General features: G+C 72.2%; 13 protein-coding genes and 1 tRNA gene (1 of these 14 running past the window's edge). 4 read left to right on the forward strand and 10 right to left on the reverse strand.

The window, feature by feature from the left end; translation table 11 throughout:
* The 4 genes from BGP03_RS25135 to BGP03_RS25150 all read right to left on the reverse strand — a co-directional run.
* A protein-coding gene (locus BGP03_RS25135; protein WP_299737730.1) for a hypothetical protein crosses the window boundary here: on the reverse strand, positions 1-1,716 show its 5' portion. It extends 195 nt beyond the left edge of the window; the window shows 1,716 of its 1,911 coding nt (coding positions 1-1,716); its start codon is at positions 1,714-1,716; its stop codon lies off the left edge, out of view.
* The gene (locus BGP03_RS25140) at positions 1,713-4,568 is read right to left on the reverse strand and encodes an ATP-binding protein (RefSeq protein ID WP_298798063.1); all 2,856 of its coding nucleotides are present in this window, start codon (positions 4,566-4,568) and stop codon (positions 1,713-1,715) included. The genes BGP03_RS25135 and BGP03_RS25140 overlap by 4 nt, the downstream gene beginning before the upstream one ends.
* 142 nt (positions 4,569-4,710) lie before the next feature.
* The gene (locus BGP03_RS25145) at positions 4,711-5,172 is read right to left on the reverse strand and encodes a hypothetical protein (RefSeq protein WP_298798010.1); all 462 of its coding nucleotides are present in this window, start codon (positions 5,170-5,172) and stop codon (positions 4,711-4,713) included.
* On the reverse strand, positions 5,169-5,429 hold the full coding sequence (locus BGP03_RS25150; protein WP_296370498.1) for a hypothetical protein: 261 nt from the start codon (positions 5,427-5,429) through the stop codon (positions 5,169-5,171). Before BGP03_RS25150 ends, BGP03_RS25145 begins: the two co-directional genes overlap by 4 nt.
* Positions 5,430-5,822: 393 nt before the next feature.
* Between BGP03_RS25150 and BGP03_RS25155 the strand changes: the two genes are divergently transcribed.
* Positions 5,823-8,129, forward strand: a complete 2,307-nt coding sequence (locus tag BGP03_RS25155; protein ID WP_296370499.1) for a (Fe-S)-binding protein — start codon at positions 5,823-5,825, stop codon at positions 8,127-8,129.
* Positions 8,130-8,183: 54 nt separating this feature from the next.
* Here BGP03_RS25155 and BGP03_RS25160 read toward each other — a convergent pair whose 3' ends face one another.
* Genes BGP03_RS25160 through BGP03_RS25170 form a run of 3 tightly spaced genes read right to left on the reverse strand, consistent with a single transcriptional unit; the run spans position 8,184 to position 10,951 of the window.
* The gene (locus tag BGP03_RS25160) at positions 8,184-9,122 is read right to left on the reverse strand and encodes a hypothetical protein (RefSeq protein ID WP_296370500.1); all 939 of its coding nucleotides are present in this window, start codon (positions 9,120-9,122) and stop codon (positions 8,184-8,186) included.
* 48 nt (positions 9,123-9,170) lie between these two features.
* A complete protein-coding gene (locus BGP03_RS25165) occupies positions 9,171-9,776 on the reverse strand; it encodes a response regulator transcription factor (protein ID WP_298798013.1) in 606 nt (201 codons plus the stop codon).
* Positions 9,773-10,951, reverse strand: a complete 1,179-nt coding sequence (locus BGP03_RS25170) for a histidine kinase (protein ID WP_296370502.1) — start codon at positions 10,949-10,951, stop codon at positions 9,773-9,775. The genes BGP03_RS25165 and BGP03_RS25170 overlap by 4 nt, the downstream gene beginning before the upstream one ends.
* 114 nt (positions 10,952-11,065) lie before the next feature.
* On the opposite strand from BGP03_RS25170, the gene BGP03_RS25175 reads away from it, so the two are divergent.
* Together BGP03_RS25175 and BGP03_RS25180 are read left to right on the forward strand one after the other, a co-directional pair.
* Positions 11,066-12,010: an ABC transporter ATP-binding protein gene (locus tag BGP03_RS25175; RefSeq protein WP_298798015.1), complete on the forward strand. Its 945-nt coding sequence runs from the start codon at positions 11,066-11,068 to the stop codon at positions 12,008-12,010.
* Positions 12,007-12,786 (forward strand): ABC transporter permease, encoded by a 780-nt coding sequence (locus BGP03_RS25180; protein ID WP_296370504.1) that lies wholly within the window; start codon positions 12,007-12,009, stop codon positions 12,784-12,786. The genes BGP03_RS25175 and BGP03_RS25180 overlap by 4 nt, the downstream gene beginning before the upstream one ends.
* 5 nt (positions 12,787-12,791) lie before the next feature.
* On the opposite strand, the gene dcd is transcribed toward BGP03_RS25180, so the two are convergent.
* Positions 12,792-13,373 carry a dCTP deaminase gene (gene dcd, locus BGP03_RS25185; RefSeq protein ID WP_296370505.1) on the reverse strand — a complete coding sequence of 194 codons (582 nt, stop codon included), beginning with the start codon at positions 13,371-13,373 and terminating at the stop codon, positions 12,792-12,794.
* A 10-nt stretch (positions 13,374-13,383) separates the two neighbouring features.
* Positions 13,384-14,547: a UDP-N-acetylglucosamine 2-epimerase gene (locus BGP03_RS25190; protein WP_296370506.1), complete on the reverse strand. Its 1,164-nt coding sequence runs from the start codon at positions 14,545-14,547 to the stop codon at positions 13,384-13,386.
* Positions 14,548-14,828: 281 nt separating this feature from the next.
* Between BGP03_RS25190 and BGP03_RS25195 the strand changes: the two genes are divergently transcribed.
* Positions 14,829-14,902: transfer RNA gene (locus tag BGP03_RS25195), tRNA-Gly, on the forward strand.
* 90 nt (positions 14,903-14,992) lie between these two features.
* Here the strand turns inward: BGP03_RS25195 and BGP03_RS25200 are convergent.
* A complete protein-coding gene (locus tag BGP03_RS25200; RefSeq protein WP_298798018.1) occupies positions 14,993-16,072 on the reverse strand; it encodes a site-specific integrase in 1,080 nt (359 codons plus the stop codon).
* Positions 16,073-16,174: the final 102 nt, after the last annotated feature.

Here is a 16,174-nt window from a genome sequence, read left to right on the forward strand (position 1 = left end):
CCGGGCCCCGCCCCCGCCGACGCCACTCGGGCCGGCCGGGAGCGCCTGCCGCCGCGCCTGGGACACCGCGGGAGTGGTGGGCACCTCGACCTCGGCCCGCTGCCGCGGGATGCGGGTCGCGGTGGCCTGGACGCGGGTGGTGGGCTCGGACTCCGGGCGGGCGCCACCCGAGTAGTCGGTGCCCGCGGCCGCGCCGGCCCGCTCGTCCCACCAGCGGGACTGGCGGTCCTCGGTGGGCCCACCACGCATCCGCTGCCACACCCGCGACATCGGGCCGGTGCCCGCGCCGGGCACGATCCCGCCGAACTGCTCGCGGGTGAGCGAGACCATCGACACGAGCCGTCGGAACGGGCGCGCCACGGCCCACAGCACCACCGTGACCACCCCGGTGACGAGCAGGGCGAGCCACAGGTCGATGCCGGAGCCGGGCCGGAACAGCGAGACGACGAGCAGCGCGTGCAGACCGGCCAGCGCGCCCACCACCAGCGTGTTCACGATCGCCGCCCCGGCCACGCGCAGCAGTGCCGGGAGGATGTCGGGCTTCAGCACCGCGACGACCGCCACGGCGGGCGCGGTCATCACCAGCAGCCGCAGCATGAGCATCGCGACCAGCACCAGCACCTTGGACAGGAGCTGGAACAGCGCGATGCACATGGCCTCGACCAGCGCCAGCACCCCGGCCCCCACGCGGCTGCCGGACTTGCCCTGGAAGTACGGATAGCGGTCGCCCATCTTGCCGGCGATGGCCGTGAAGTCGGCCTTCTTCTGGTCGGCGAGGGCGGAGGTGTCCTTCTTCTGGTCGACCTCGTCGATGGTGAAGGTCTGCGCGCGCAGCAGGTCCCGGCCGAGCTCCTGCGCCTGCGGCACGTCGGGCGCCCCGAACTCGCCGCGCAGCCAGTTCCGGTAGATCACCTGGTCGACGAGCACGGTGGGCAGGGTGTCGCGGTTGCCCAGACCGATCTGCCCGAGGAACCCGTCCTGCATCTGCGTGACGCCGTCGAGCAGCAGCGGATCGGCGGCCTTCGACCAGTCCACCGGGGCCAGGTAGGCCGCGGACCCGACCACGAGCGCGACCACGGCGAACGCGGCCCGCTGCGTCTGTCTCGCCAGGTCCCCGCGCAGCGCCAGCACCAGCATGAACACGGCGAGGAGCAGGAGGGCCGGACCGATCCACGTGGTGAAGACGGCCGTGTACATGGCCTTCGTACCCTCAGAAATGATCTTGTCCAGGGGTGCGAGGATGTCGCCGCCGTCGGCGATCAGGTAGTGCGACCAGTTGACGCCGCCGACGGCGAACTTGGCGACGTTCAGCGTCTGGTTGCCCAGCCAGGTGTCGGTGGTGCTGGCGGGGTTGAACGCGGCACCCGCGCAGCCGAGGTCGTAGTTGAACCACACCAGACCGGCGTAACCGACCTCCCGGTAGACGCTGCCCTCCTCACCGCCCGAGGCGCGCGGCGGATCCAGAGAGCCGACCAGCCCGGTGCCGGGGCGGTCCGGCGACGGGGCCTCCTTGCAGTCGAAGGGCTGCGCCATCGCGGGCTGGCCGAGCATGACGGAGCCGCCGACCAGGGCGAGGACGACGAGCACCGCGGTACGGCGGCGGGGACGTGCCTGGTCACGGCGCCGGCGTCGCCGGAGCGCCACCAGCACGGCCGCCGTCAGCACCAGGACCGCCGGCAGCCAACCGGCCCCCGCCGGCACGCCCTCGACCGTCACCGACCAGACCCTCCGGATGCGCGTGCCCGGTCGTCACCGTCGAGGTCGAGGTCGCCGTCGAGGTCGCCGTCGAGGTCGCCGTCGAGGTCGCCGAGGAGGTCGAGCTCCTCGTCGTCGAGCAGCTCGGCGCCCGCCGGCAGGTGCCCGTTGCCGTTGCCGTCTCCATGGCCGTTGCCGTTGTGCGCCACCGGTGCGCGCAGCAGGCCGTCGGGGTCGTCGAGATCGTCGAACCCGTCCTCGTCGAGGTCCTCGGCCAGCTCGACGAACCGCTCCACGCGGGGCGCCTTCGCCATCGGCACGGCGCTGCGCGGGGCCGGCTCGTCCGGTGCGCGGACGGCCGCCGACGCCGGAGCCGCGGGCACCCCGCGGACCGAGATGCGGCTGGCGTCGGGGTTGGTGTCCAGCGCCGCGCGGACGTGCTCCAGGTGCGGGCCCTCGAGGTCGATGCGGATCTTCTCGACCCCGCCGTGACCGTCGGCGAACACGAACTGGCGCGGCGTGTCGTCAGGGCGGTCGTCGTGGCGCGGGCGGGGGGAGAGCGTGCCGAGCATCTGCTCGTACCCGACACCGGTGGGCACCTTGAGCAGGCGCAGCGCGTCGGACTGGGCCTCGTCGTCGTCGGTGCGGCCGACGAACACCGCGTTGACCAGCGACGCGAACCCGGACACCCGCAGCAGGTCGCCCGCGAGCTGCGAGGCGAACAGCGCGCGGACGTTGAACTTGCGGGAGTCACGGGCGAGGCGGTCGATGAGGACCTTGCCGGTGGGCACCTGCGAGAGGAAGTGGGTCTCGTCGAGCGCCACGCCCTTGCGCTGGTTGCGGTCGGCGTCGTAGATCGTGCGCTGCGTCAGCCACGACGCCAGGTTCAGCAGCTCGACGGCCAGCGACTCGCCGTCGGTCCACTCGTCGCGCGGGCTGCCCGGCCGCGGCAGGGTCATGCCCTGCATCGTCAGCACGGTCAACCGGTAGTCGCGGTCGGCCTCCCACGGGTCGTCGCGGGTGGTGTCGGGGAACAGCAGCGCGGCCTGGGGCAGCTCGCGACGCTCCTCCAGGAAGTCCGCGACGACGCCGGCGTGCTCCTCACCGTCGCGGGCGTGGCGGCGCAGCACGTCGATGACCATGCCGGGGTGGCGGTCGGCGGCACCGCCCACCTCGCGCACGGCGCGCAGCAGCACGATGCGCGTGTGCGGGATCTTGGCGATGTCGTAGGGCAGCAGGCCGGTCAGGACGTCGAGCACGAGCCGGCGGCGGGTGGCCGCAGCCAGCGAGCGCTCACGCCTCCAGGCCCGTTCGGGCTCCTCCTCGTCGAGGAAGTGCTCGGGACGCGGCTCGGCCACCACCCGGTAGGGGTTGAGGATGCCGGGGTCGGCGCGCAGCAGGTTGATGTGCCGCGAGAACGGCGCCAGCTCGGGCAGGCGCGTCAGCTCGGCGAGCGGGCCGGACGGGTCGAGCACGGTCCAGCGGGCACCCGACCGCAGCGTCTTGTAGACGATGAGACCGGTGAGGAACGACTTGCCCGATCCCAGCCCACCGACGACGGCCGTCAGGCCCGACGCGCGCCGCACCTCCTGGGCCAGCCAGGGGTCCCAGGCGACGGGGCGACGGGTGGCCGTGCAGGTCTCGCCGATCATGATGCCGCGTCGGTCGCCCACGCTCGCGGTGGCGGCGGGGACGGCCGCGGCGGCCCAGGTGACCGAGCCGCGACGGCGGTAGGCGGTGGTGGCCAGCGGCTCGCCCGGGATGAACTCGCGTGCGTAGCGGTACTGCGCCTCCGGGTGCTCGATCCGCACCTTCGGCCGGTAGACGTCGAGCAGCTGCTGGGCCCGGCTGATGGCCTCGGCCTCGTCCTTGCCCGAGACGGCGATGCGCCACCAGCCGTAGAGGCGGGTGTTGAGCTGGGTGAGCCCGGAGGTCAGCTCGTCCTCGACCTCCAGAACGCGGTCGGCCTGCCGCGCCAGCGACATCGGGGGGTCGAGGTCGTGGTCGTGCGTGTAGTGCCGGATCTGGCTGCGCACCTTGCCCATCTGGCGCTGCAGCTCGCCCGCCACCTCCTCGGGCCGGCGGATGTACATGCGCGCGGACCACTCGACCGGGAACGGGAGCCGGTCGGAGTGCTGCATCCAGGGGTCGTCGACCTCGGGGATGCGCAGGCCCTCCATCAGCCCCACCGACAGCACGGCGACGTTGCGCGACACGGTCTGCGACCGGATCCGCCCGACCACCTTGACGGTGGGCGCGTAGGGCTCCTGGTACATCTCCACGCCGTCGGTGAACGCGGCGAGGTCCTCGGTCTCCCAGCGGGTGACCGAGCCCGGCACCATCGACAGCGTGCGCGGCGCGGGCAGCCCCAGCGCGCAGGAGCGGTGCATGAGCCACGCGATGTCGTCGACGGCGGCCGGCACGGCGTCGAGTCCGCTGCCCGCCACCAGCTCGTCGAGGTGCGCCACCTCCGACGACAGCGCGGCCAGCTCGGCGCGGACGGCCGCGGGGGCGAACCTGCCGAGGACGGGCGCCGCGGCGTCCACCCAGCGGTCGACCATGCTGCGGCCGGAGACCTCGATGCCGAGGAAGACCTCCTTGTCCGACATCGACAGGCCCATCAGGTGGCGTTGCTCACCCTCCAGGAAACCGTCCCAGCCTAGCGCGCCGGCGACGTCGGGCATGCGGCCCAGCGCGTTGTTGTCGAACGACTCCGCCCACATGTGCACGGGGTAGGGCCGGGTGGTGACCCGCAGGTGGATCCAGCGGCCCTGCAGCTCGCCGAGCTGCGCGGCGATCTGCCGGATCAGCACCTCGCGCTGGGAGTCGCTGCGGAAGCTCCACGCCTGCGCGGCCATCCGGTACCAGGCCATGACCTGGGTGCCCGTGCGGGTGATGTGGCCCTCGATGGAGCGCAGGGCGATGTCGGGGACGTACCTGGGCAGGCCGGACTCCCCGGCGAGCGAGCGCCCGCGACGACCGCCGCGCGGCTCCCCACCAGGAGCGTCGGCGGTGTCACGTCGTGGCACGCCGGCGCCCCTTCGCACCCCGCGCAGCGGGCTTCCCCCAGGCGTCCGCGGCCGCCTTCGCCTGCCTGGCCGGCTTCGGCCGCGCCGGCACACCGACCCGGACGTGCCCCGACCGGACGGCCCCACCGCCCACCGCCGTGCGCGCACGGGGACCGGTGAGCTCCAGCCGGAAGTGGGCCAGCACCTGCCCCAGGGGGCGCTCGTAGTCGATGCGCTGGCCGAGGAACCGCGTGACGACGACGGTCAGGACGAGGGCCCAGGCCACCGAGAAGAAGTCCAGGCCGATGCCGATGCGCCGCTGCACGAACATCACGATGATCATGACCAGCAGTCCGACGCCGTAGCTGACGTACCTGGCGCGCCAGGGAAACGTGGCCCGTGGTGGGCCGAGCCAGACGGAGTCGACGCGGTAGACCTCGTCGTCGGTACGGACGAGCACTCCGATCACCCGGTCAGGAGACCGGCGAGGAAGGAGCCGATCTTCGGACCGTTGCCGGACACCGCGATACCGAGTGCGACGAGCCCGATGATGAGACCGACGCTGCGCCGGGCCACCCCGGCGTTGTCCCCCCGGCCACCGATCCACAGCAGGATGACGGCGATGCCGAGCAGAACGAGCGGCACCACGTTGTTGGTGATCCAGCCTTGCAGACCGTTGGTGCTCAGGCCCTGCGCGTAGACCACGAGGAACTCGGGTGCGGACATGACGGCTCCTCCTCGTAGGCGTCGCCCGCCTCGAGGCTGCCGCGTCCCGACTCCCTCGGGCTGGCCGATCACCCGATCTGGTCTGCTCTGCCGTTCGGCTTCGAGTAGACCATTACTGACCGGTGCGAGCATAGAGGGTCGCCCGGCCGGCCGTACGGCGCAGCACGGAGAGCAACTGATCACTCACCGACGCCCCTCGTGTGACATCTTCCATACTCTGGACCGATTGAGTAGTACGTCCTCCAGGCACGCCACAGCGCGAACCCGGTTACCCGCGGGTAAGTTGTGGTCTGATCTGCCGGAACGCCCCCGGTAGTGAACAGGAGCGGCAGCTAGTCTGCTGCGGAACGGCCCGCGTCCCACCACACACGGGCCAGTCCTGGGAGGACATCCGTGGTTCTGAGATTGATCATCGGCCTGGGGGTCACCGTGATCGCCCTGGCCATCGCCGGGCGGCGCGGCTGGTGGCTCTACACCCTCATCCGCTCGGGCCAGGCGACCAACAACGGCGACCGTGACGAGAACATCCCCGCGCGCCTGCGGACACAGCTGGCGGAGGTCATCGGGCAGCGCAAGCTGCTCAAGTGGTCCGTACCGGGCGTCGCGCACGCGCTGACCTTCTGGGGCTTCCTCATCCTCGGCTTCACCATCGTCGAGACGTGGGGCGCGCTGTTCGTCGCCGACTACGCGTTCCCGTGGATCGGCCACGGCCGGCTGCTCGGCTTCCTCGAGGACTTCTTCGCGGTCGCGATCCTGCTGTCGCTCGCCGTGTTCGCGGTGATGCGCGTCCAGCAGGCGCCCGAGCGCAAGCAGCGGGGATCGCGGTTCTACGGCTCGCACACCCGTGCGGCCTGGGTCGTGCTCGGGATGATCTCCGCGGTGCTGGTCACGCTGCTGGTCTACCGCGGCGCGCAGGTCAACACCGGCGTCTTCCCGTACGGGCAGTCGCGCTGGCCGTTCGCGTCGCACCTGATCTCCCTGGCGCTCAGCCCGCTGGGCGTGCACGCCAACGAGATCATCGAGACCACGTTCATCCTGCTCAACATCGTGGTCATCTGCGCGTTCCTGGTGATCGTGGCCTACAGCAAGCACCTGCACATCGCGCTGGCCCCGGTCAACGTGGCCGCCAAGCGGCTGCCGAAGGCGCTGGGCCCGCTGCTGCCGATGGAGAGCCACGGCAAGCTCATCGACTTCGAGGACCCGGGCGAGGACGACATCTTCGGCCGCGGCAAGGTCGAGGACTTCACGTGGAAGGGCATGCTCGACTTCGCGACCTGCACCGAGTGCGGTCGCTGCCAGAGCCAGTGCCCGGCCTGGAACACCGGCAAGCCGCTCTCGCCGAAGCTCGTGATCATGGACCTGCGCGACCACCTGTTCGCGAAGGCGCCGTACATCATCGGCGGCAAGGACATGCCCGAAGAGGGCGCCATCGACTTCTCCGCGGGTCTCACGGCGCACCCCGGCCACGGCGTCCCGGAGTCCGGTTTCGAGCGCGTCCGCGGCTCCGGCCCCGAGCAGGCAGGGCGGCCGCTCGTCGGCACTCTGGAGCAGGGCGGCGTCATCGACCCCGACGTCCTGTGGTCCTGCACCACGTGCGGCGCGTGCGTCGAGCAGTGCCCGGTGGACATCGAGCACGTCGACCACATCGTCGACATGCGCCGCCATCAGGTGCTCATCGAGTCGGAGTTCCCGTCCGAGCTCGGCACGCTGTTCAAGAACCTCGAGAACAAGGGCAACCCCTGGGGCCAGAACGCCAAGGAGCGCCTGGACTGGACGAAGAAGCTCGGCTTCACCGTCAACGTGTTCGACGGCGAGCTGGCCCCCGAGACCGAGTACCTGTTCTGGATCGGCTGCGCCGGCGCGTTCGACGACGGTGCGAAGAAGACCGTGCAGGCCACCGCGGAGCTGCTGCACCGCGCCGGCGTCAACTACACGGTGCTCGGCCCGGAGGAGACCTGCACGGGCGATCCGGCGCGCCGCTCGGGCAACGAGTTCCTCTTCCAGATGCTCGCGCAGCAGAACGTCGAGATGCTGAACTCGGTGTTCGAGGGCCGTGAGCCAGGCACCCGCAAGATCATCACAACGTGCCCGCACTGCCTCAACACCCTGGGCCGTGAGTACCCGCAGCTCGACGGGCACTACGAGGTGGTCCACCACACGCAGCTGCTCAACAAGCTGGTGCGCGAGGGCAAGCTCGTGCCCGTCGCCGCTCCGGACGAGGACAAGAAAGCGCCGGTCACCTACCACGACCCGTGCTACCTCGGCCGCCACAACGAGGTCTACGAGGAGCCGCGCGAGCTGGTCGGCGCGGTTGCCACGCTGACCGAGATGCCGCGGCACGCCGACCGTTCCATGTGCTGTGGCGCCGGTGGCGCGCAGATGTGGATGGAGGAGCGCATCGGGCAGCGGGTGAACGCCAACCGCACCGAGGAGGCGATCGCCACCATCGCCGGCGCCGCCGGTGGTGACGGGGCCGCGGCAGGCACGATCGCCGTCGGCTGCCCGTTCTGCAAGACCATGATCTCCGACGGCCTCACCCAGGCCCAGGGCGAGGGCGCCGGCGAGAACGTCGAGGTCCAGGACGTGTCGCAGATGCTGCTGGCCGCCGTCAAGCGCGGCGACCCGCACAGCAACGGCGCAGGCGGCAACGGCTCGGCCCCCGCATCGACGGAGTCCGAGCAGGAGGACGCCACCAGCTAGCCGATCACCGCAGCAGGGGCCGCACCGGAGTTCCGGTGCGGCCCCTGTCGCATGTCACGGGCAGGGTGCGAACCCCGAGACGACGAACCGTTTGACCGACGGGTCGCTCTGGGCGATGAGGACCACGCCGAGGTCGCGTCCCGCCGCCGTGGCCCATGGCGTGGCGCAGCCGTCGACCCGCCACCCGCCCGCGACGGCCGTCGGCTGCGGCAGGGTCCGCTCGTTCACGACGACTCCCGGTACGCGCTGGTTCATGACCCCGACGGCCGACGTGCAGTCCGGCGCCTTCGTGGCCGCCAGCACCGCGTCCTCGGCGGACTGGGTGAGCAGCCGGCACATCGGGTCCACGTCGTCGCGGGTGACGGCCTGCAGCAGAGCGGGCAGCACCCGGCCGGGCTGCCCCTCACCGAGGGCGGTGCGCATCGGGTCGCCCATGTGAGACTCGATCTCCCGTTGCTCCTCCGCCGTGCGGTAGCTCGAGATCCCGAACCCGACACCCGAGAGCACGCACAGCACCGCCCCGACCGCCGCGAGCTTCCACCACGGCAGCTGGGCGAGCCCGGCCAGCAGGATCCCGATGCTCCCCGCCAGGGCCCAGGCCCACGGCCCCGTGCTGTACATCAGCCCCACCACCACGACGACGCCGCCGAGGTGCAGCACCCAGCCGCGCAGCAGGCCGTCGAGGCGCAGCAGCCGGAGCAGGATCAGCAGCCCGATCCCGGCGGCCCAGGGGATCCAGGACCAGCCGGAGAACGGCCAGAGCAGCAGCGCCGCCACGGCGATGACCAGGCCGGCCGCTCCCCTCCGGGAACGGGTCAGCCGTCGCCAGCCGAACGGCGTCGGCCGAGGTGGCGACGGGTCGGCGCCGGCGCCGCGACCGGCCGCGGGCACCGGCACGGGCACGACGGCGCCCGGCTCGTGTGGAGCGGGCGGCGGAACGGGCGGACGGGTGGCGGGCAGCCACGGTGGCGTGGAGTCACGAGGCGGTTGCATCGCCGACCGAGGCTACTCGTCGACACCCCGTTCCGCGGTGAAATCGGCTCAGAGCCAACCGTGGTCGCGGGCCTGCTGCACCGCGTCCATGCGGGTGCCGACCCCCAGCTTCTGCATCGCCGACGACAGGTAGTTGCGGACCGTGCCCGCCGAGAGGTGCACCCGGCCGGCGATGTCGGCGGCCGTGCCCGAGGTGTCGACGTGCCGCAGCACCTCCAGCTCGCGGTCGGTGAGCGGGCAGTCCTCGGCCATCAGCGCCGTCACGGCGAGGTCGGGGTCGACGTAGCGGCCGCCGCGGTGTACCCGCCGGATCACGTCCGCGAGCACCGACGCCGGTGCGCTCTTCGTCACGAAGCCGGCGGCCCCCGCCGCGAGCGCCCGGCGCAGCACCCCCGGCCGGGCGTGGCGGGTCAGGATGATGCAGCGGGTGGAGGGCACGTGCGCCGCGATCCACTGGGCCACCTCCGCGCCGTCGCGGCCGGGCATCTCGACGTCCAGCACCGCGACGTCGGGGTGGTGCTCCTGCACCCGGGCGACGGCCTCGTCGCCGGTGGCGGCCTCGCCGACCACGACGAGGTCGCTCTCCAGCCCCAGCAGCGCACCGACGGCGCCCCGGGTCAGGGACTCGTCGTCCGCGAGCACCAGTCGGATCACCGCGCACCCACCGGCAGCGTCGCGTCCAGCCGGAAGGTGCCGTCGGCGGCCGGACCCGCGTCGAGGTGCCCGGAGTGGTCGTCGAGGTAACGGCTCAGTGCCGCCAGCCCGGTGCCGGGGTCGGACCCGTCGGCCGGGAGCGCGCCGTCGTTCACCACACGCAGCCGCGCGGCCCCGTCGCGCACCTCGATCCCGATGCTGCAGTGGCTGGGCTCGGCGTGCCGCAGCACGTTGGTCATGGCCTCGCGCAGGACGCGCCCCAGGACGTTGCGGGCGGTACGTCCGACCGTCGCGGGATCGCCCTCGACGCGCAGCACCACGCCGGCGGAGCCGAGGACCGCGCGCGCCCCGGCCAGCTCGGTGACGAGGTCGGTGGCGCGGGTGTCGCGGACCAGCGCCCGGACCTCGATGAGCGACTCACGGGCCACGCGCTGCACCTCGTCCATCTCGGCGCGGGCGCGTTCGGGGTCGACCGCCTGCAGGCGGGTGGCCAGCTCGCTCTTGAACGCCACCACCTCGAGCGCGTGGCCGAGGATGTCATGCAGGTCGTCGGCCAGGCGCAGCCGTTCGCGGGCGGTGGCGAGCTCGGCGGCGGCGCGGCGCGAGTCGTCCATGTCGACGACGGCCTTGAGCCACCACAACCGCTCGACGTCGAGGGTCCACATCGAGCCCACGAACCAGGCGCTCGTCCCGGCCGCGAACCAGACCAGACCCGGTTGCGGGTAGCCGACGCCGGCGCTCACCACGTAGCCGAGCCCCAGGACGACGGCGGTGGCGGCCAGCACCCACACGGTGATCCACTTCGCCCGCAGCCCCGCCACGACGTCCCCGACGAGCACGCCGCCCACCAGCGCCCACATGAAGCCGGCCAAGCCGGTCGAGAGCCCGAGCAGCGTGATGGCCAGCCCGACCAGCGGTGCGACGATCATGAACCAGAGCGGGGCCCGCCTGCCGAGCGACGTCATGTGGGAGCGGATCCGCCACAGGTGCAGGCCCACCCCCACCAGGTAGAGCACCGTCAGCGGCCACCGGGCCACCAGGTCGGCCCCGGTCAGCACCGCGTAGGCGGGCACCACCAGCAGCCAGAAGATCGTGATCGCCAGCCCGATGCGGCCGAACCGGCGCGCGGCCCGGACCTTGCGCTCCTCGGCCCCGACCAGCGGCGATGCGTCCACACCGGCACGGTATCCGACCGCGGTGCCGCCGGGCCGACACCGATGACAGCTGTCATGCGGACCGGTGACCGCCGCGACTACTGCGCACGCGGGCCCGTCGAACACGGTGGACCCATGACACAGACGACCACCGACCGGCCGCCGGGCGCACCCGGGACGGACACGTCGCTCGCGATCGAGGTGCGTGGGCTCCAGGTCCGCTACGGCGGGTTCACCGCCGTCGCCGGCATCGACCTCGACGTCCGGCGCGGGGAGGTCTTCGCCCTGCTCGGCACGAACGGCGCGGGCAAGACCACGACGCTGGAGGTGCTGGAGGGGTTCGGCACCCGCACCGGCGGAACCGTCTCGGTGCTGGGGCTCGACCCCGCGACCGAACGGTCGGCCCTGCAGCCGCGCATGGGGGTGCAGCTGCAGGAGGGCGGCTTCGTCGACGAGCTGACGGTGCTGGAGACGCTGCAGCTGTGGCAGAAGCTCGTGGAGCGGCCGGACCGTCCCGAGCGGCTGCTGGAGCGCTTCGAGCTGGGCGGGAAGCGCGGCACGCCCGTCGGGAAGCTGTCGGGCGGGGAGAAGCGGCGCCTCGACCTCGCTATGGCGGTGTGGGGGTCGCCCGAGCTCGTCGTCCTCGACGAGCCGACGACGGGGCTGGACCCGGAGTCGCGCCGCCGCACCTGGGATGCCATCCGCGAGCTGCAGGAGGCCGGCCGCACGGTCGTGCTGACCACCCACTACCTGGAGGAGGCCGAGGCGCTCGCCGACCGCGTCGCGATCATGCACGCCGGACGGGTGGCCGTGCGGGGGACGCTGTCGGAGATCGTCGCGGCGCAGCCGTCGGGGTTCTCCGCGACGCTCCCCGCCGGGGTCGCCGACCTGCCGTGGCTGGGGGGCACCGTCGAGCGCGAGGGGGACGCCGTCCGGGTCCGCACCACCGACCTGCAGGGCGACCTGACGGCGTTCCTCGGTTGGGCCGCTGCTCGAGGGGTGCAGCTGTCCGACCTGAGGGCCGCCCCGGCCTCGCTCGCCGACATCTACCACGCGATCCGTACGGAGGAGCAGCGATGACCACCCTGACCAGCGCATCGTCGACCGGTCGCGTGCTCGCGCTCGCCTCCACCGAGGCGAAGCTCGTCCTGCGCAACCGCACGGTGGCCGTCTCGTCCATGCTCCTGCCGTTGGGCCTGGGCATCTTCTGGGCGTTCTCGTTCGGCGGCGACGACGCACCGTCCGGCGGTGCGATCATCCTGGCGTTGCAGCTCGGCGTGGTCCTGGGCATGGGGATCTACGTGACGGCCACGCAGGTGCTGGTCGCGCGCCGGCACAACGGGGTGCTCAAGCGGATGCGCACGAGCAGCCTGTCCGATCGGGGGCTCCTCGTCGCGACGGTGACCCCGAGCGTCCTGCTCGGGATCGCCCAGCTCGTGATCTTCGCCGGGTTCGGTGCGATCACCCGCACCGCCGCCCCGGTCGACGCGGTGCCGCTGGTGCTGGCTGTCGTGGGCGGGATCGTGCTCGTCGTCACCGCGGCGATCGCCACGGCGGTGCTCACGCCGTCCCCGGAGCGCTCGCAGATCACGACGCTCCCGCTGACGTTCGTGCTGCTGGGTGGGGCCGTCGCCACGTCGGTGATCCCGTTGAGCATCGCGCCGTTCCAGGCACTGGCGCTCGTTCCCGGCGCGGCCGTCGGACAGCTGGTGCAGCTGTCGATGACCGGGCAGACCTGGTCGCCCGGGTTCGCCGGCATCCCGCTGGTGGTGCCCGCGGTCGTCGGGCTGGTGCTCTGGTCGGTGGTGTTCGGCCGGCTCGCCGTCCGGAGGTTCCGGTGGGAGCCGCGGCGGTAGGAGCGTCAGCGCCGGGTGTCGACCCGGTGGAAGTTCAGGTGGGCCCGCGAGGGCGTCGGCCCTCGCTGCCCCTGGTAGCGGGAGCCGACGCCCTCGCTGCCGTACGGGCGCTCCGACGGGCTGGAGAGCCGGAACAGGCACAGCTGCCCGATCTTCATCCCGGGCCACAGGGTGATCGGCAGGTTGGCGACGTTGGAGAGCTCCAGCGTGATGTGGCCGGTGAAGCCGGGGTCGATGAAGCCCGCTGTGGAGTGGGTGAGCAGACCGAGCCGGCCCAGGCTCGACTTCCCCTCGAGGCGCCCGGCCAGGTCGTCGGGCAGCGACAGCTTCTCGAACGTCGAGCCCAGCACGAACTCGCCGGGGTGCAGCACGAACGGGTCGTCGTCCTCGGGCTCGACCGTGGTCGTCAGCTCGTCCTGCTGCTCCGCGGGGTCGATGTGGGTGTAGCGCGAGTTCTGGAAGACCCGGAAGAACCGGTCCAGGCGCACGTCGACGCTCGAGGGCTGGAGCATGGCAGGGTCCCACGGCTCGATGACCAGACGTTCGGTCTCGAGTTCCTTGCGCAGGTCACCGTCCGACAGCAGCACGCCTGTGACCCTACTGGCGTCGTTCCTCGTGCTCGGTCTCGGACGCCTCCTCGGCCTGCCCGGGCAGCGGACCGCCCAGCGTCGGGGAGTTGGACAGCCCGAACATCCACGCCACCGCCTGCTCGACGCGCGCCGCCTCCAGCCCGTCCGACGGCTCGGCGGGCGGCGAGACGCGGGCCGCGAGGACCTGGCGGATCGTGGTCATCACGGCCGGGCTGAGGATGCTGCGGATGGAGTCACCGGGCTCGGGGATGTGCGGCCCGTCGACGAGCACCGCCGGGGTGCCGAGGCCGGGCGCGTCGGTGACCAGCTCCGGATCGTCGGACACGAGCACCGCGCTGGCAGCGATGAGGCCGACCAGCTCGGCGAGCGGCAGGTTGCGCACCACCGTGGCACGGGGGTGGTCGGCGATCGGCGCGGCCGCCCCGTGGCCGGCGAGCTCGCCGTAGAGGACGACCTCGATGTCGGGCTCGCGCTCCAGCAGGTCGGGCAGCCCGGCCAGCACGCCGAGCGAGTCGGGCCGGTCGAGCCCCACCAGCACCAGCCGTGGCCCGTCGGTGCGGACGCGGCGCAGCAGCCGGGCGAAGCGCAGGTCGGCGGGCTGCGGGTTGGCGGCCATCGTGTCGCCGACCGGGATGGCGTTGGGTCCGATCGGGCTGCCCAGCGCGGCACCACCGGTGGTGAGGAACAGCGAGGCCAGCTGGCCGATGATGCGCCGGTTGGCCTCCTGCGGGAACGGGCACAGCAGGTCGTCGCTCGCGACACCCGCCTGCAGGTGCACCACCGGGATCTGCCGCCAGAACGCCACCTGCGCCGCGATCGCGGCCGTCATGCCGCCGCCGTAGACCATGATCGCGGACGGGTCCAGGTCGACCAGCAGCCCGTCGAGGTTGGTCATCAGCATGGAGCCGATCGCCGCCGGATGCCCACCCGTGATCGGGCCGGGCATGCGCGTGACGTCGGCGGGCACGCCCAGGGCCTCGAAGGCCTCGTGGACGGCCATCGGATCGGGCCCGGTGGCGACGGTGAGCGCACGGATGCGATCCGCGCTGGCGAACGCGGTGGCCACGGGGGCGAGTCGTGCGACTTCGGGTCGACTGCCGGCGATCAGGAGCACGTCGTGGTCGTGGTCCTGGTCCGGGAGCGACCCCTCGTCTGGGTCGAACTCCGTCATGCTCGGGTCCTTAGCGGCCGGGGGAGCTGGCCTTGTGGGGGCCTCGACAGTGTGAACCGCCGGAAGGACGACCGTCGAGGCCGATTCCCACATACAGGTACCGATCGACAAGTAACCACCCTGATGGGTGTACACAACCGATCACATCAAACACGAAGGGTGATCTGCCCTGTGTCGTCGTGCAGGTTGCGCAGCGGCGCGGTCGAGCGCCGGCACAGCGGCACCCACCGCCCGTGCAGGGCAGGCTGCTAAACTCGTTCCCGGTCGTCGCAAGCGGCCGTGCGGATGTAGTTCAGTGGTAGAACATCAGCTTCCCAAGCTGAATATGCGGGTTCGATTCCCGTCATCCGCTCCACGACGAAGGCCCAGGCCAGAGGATGTTTCCCTCGGCGCTGGGCCTTCGTGCTGTCCGCCACCTCATGCCTGCGGGCCATTGCCGGGCCAATCAGCGGGCCGGGACGAGGACGCCGGCCACCCCGTCGTCATCATCATCGGGCCGGTCCCGCCGCACCTCTTTCCCGTCGACGAGCGCGCTCATCCGGTCGGCGATGCGCTGGTCCGCCTCGCTCGTGGCGCGCTGGTAGATGAGCGCGGCGCGCATGTCGTCGTGTCCCATCCGGGCCATCAGGTCCTTGGTGCTGGCCCCGGTCTGGGCGGCGAAGTGGTTGCCGGTGTGCCGGAGGTCGTGGAAGTGCAGCCCCGGAACGCCGAGCTTCCGCACCGTCTCGACCCACTTCGTCAGGTTGTTGAAGTGCGCCCGGCGCAGGGCCCGCCCGTGCTGGGGCCCGGTGAACAGGAGCGCATCCGGCCGCGAGTCGACGTAGGCCATCAGGTGCTTGACGATCTCTCCGCGGATCGCCGTGGGCACCGCGATCGTGCGCACCCCGGCGCGTGACTTGGGCGGGCCGACGACGATCCCCCGGCCGACCACCTCCGTGTGGGCGAAGTTGACCCGGATCCAGCTGCCGTCCGGTGCCACGTCGCAGCGCCGGAGTGCCGTCACCTCCCCCCACCGCAGCGTGGCGAAGGCCGCGACCAGGATCATCACGCGCAACCGCTGGTAGCGCATCGCGTCGGCGAGCTGGAAGACCTGCGCCACGGTGAGCACCGGACGTTCGGCAGCGTGTTCACGGTCAGCCCCGCGAACGCGGCACGGGTTGCGCGCGATGAGGCCGTCCTCCTGCACCGCCGTGTTGAGGATCGCCCGGAGCAGCCGATAGGACTTGGCCGCCACCGACTGCGAGACCCCCGCCGCGAGCAGATCGGACCGCCATTCCCTGATCAGCGCCGTCGTGAGGTCACCGACCTTGATCGCGCCGAGCTTGGGCTCCAGGTGCTTGCGGAACAGCCACCCGTACAGCTCGACCGTCCTCGGCCGGAGCGACGGGCGCTCCCGGATCCACTTCTCGGCGTACGCGCCGAGTGGCACCGCCGAGCGCTGGGGGTCGATCCAGTCCCCGCGGATCATCCGCGCCTCGGCCAGGGTGAGCCACTGCTCGGCGTCGCGCTTGGTCGAGAACGTCATCGGCGCTGGGCGGAGCCGACCGTCCGGCCCCGGATAGCGAGCCTGCCAGCGGCCGGACTCGCGCTGCCTCACGTTCCCGAACCGTCGGTGTCCGGGCTTGTT

It is taken from the genome of Pseudonocardia sp. 73-21, assembly GCF_001899645.1.
Lineage (GTDB): Bacteria > Actinomycetota > Actinomycetes > Mycobacteriales > Pseudonocardiaceae > Pseudonocardia.

Coding starts and splice junctions, on each gene's coding strand:
- BGP03_RS25140 (WP_298798063.1), bottom strand. CDS start 4,568: ATGGCCTGGTACCGGATGGCCGCGCAGGCGTGGAGCTTCCGCAGCGAC.
- BGP03_RS25150 (WP_296370498.1), bottom strand. CDS start 5,429: ATGTCCGCACCCGAGTTCCTCGTGGTCTACGCGCAGGGCCTGAGCACC.
- BGP03_RS25160 (WP_296370500.1), bottom strand. CDS start 9,122: ATGCAACCGCCTCGTGACTCCACGCCACCGTGGCTGCCCGCCACCCGT.
- BGP03_RS25175 (WP_298798015.1), top strand. CDS start 11,066: ATGACACAGACGACCACCGACCGGCCGCCGGGCGCACCCGGGACGGAC.
- BGP03_RS25180 (WP_296370504.1), top strand. CDS start 12,007: ATGACCACCCTGACCAGCGCATCGTCGACCGGTCGCGTGCTCGCGCTC.
- BGP03_RS25190 (WP_296370506.1), bottom strand. CDS start 14,547: ATGACGGAGTTCGACCCAGACGAGGGGTCGCTCCCGGACCAGGACCAC.
- BGP03_RS25200 (WP_298798018.1), bottom strand. CDS start 16,072: ATGACGTTCTCGACCAAGCGCGACGCCGAGCAGTGGCTCACCCTGGCC.